This is a genomic window from Pseudomonas sp. ENNP23 (assembly GCF_001728945.1).
Taxonomy (GTDB): Bacteria; Pseudomonadota; Gammaproteobacteria; order Pseudomonadales; family Pseudomonadaceae; genus Metapseudomonas; species Metapseudomonas otitidis.
This window is the reverse complement of the sequence record NZ_LYSP01000116.1, coordinates 1-664: the sequence shown is the minus strand read 5'-3', so window position 1 is coordinate 664 and position 664 is coordinate 1. Positions and strand designations below refer to the sequence as shown.

Annotated in this window: 1 pseudogene; it reads right to left on the bottom strand. The window is 67.9% G+C overall.

Annotated features, from left to right (window positions below):
• Positions 1 to 664: pseudogene (locus A9G05_RS26275) on the bottom strand (RHS repeat protein); the annotation flags it as partial.

The following is a 664-nucleotide window of genomic DNA, read 5'->3' as shown; positions in this document are numbered from 1 at the left end:
GACCTGGCTGACCTGGCCGGCGGCGTTGCGGCTGTAGTGGATGCTGAAGCCGGCGGGGTAGTCGATGCGCACGAGGTTGCTGGCGGCGTCATAGGCGTAGCCGAGGGTGTCGTACTGATCACTCCCCAGCACGGGCACGGAGCGCAGTTGCTGGATGAGGTTGCCACGCTCGTCGTACTGGTAGCCGAGCACGCCGCTGGCGTCCTGCACGGCGGTGAGGCGGCCGACGCCTTTGTTGCCGTTGGCGGTCATGTCGTAGTGGTACTGGACGTTGAGCGCGGGGGTGGCGGGGTACTGGCGGGCGATGAGGCGGTTGAGGGCGTCGTAGCGGTAGGTGGTGACGATGCCGCGGGCATCGGTCTTCTGGATGACGTTGCCGGCGGCATCGTGCTGGAAGGTGGTGGTGCCGGTGTCGGGGCTGATGAGGCGGGTGAGGTTGCCGAGGCCGTCGTATTCGTAGCGGGTGGTGACGCCGCGCGGGTCGACCACCTGGGTGAGGTTGTCCTGGGCGTCGTAGGCCTGGGTGGTGACGCCGTTGAGGGCGTCGGTGCTGGAGACCAGGCGGTCGAGTGCGTCGTAGGCGCGGGTGCGGCTGAACTGGCGCGGGTTGGTGTCGGTGGTGGGGTTGTCGTTGAGGTCGTACTGCTGGCTGTGGGTCTGGCCA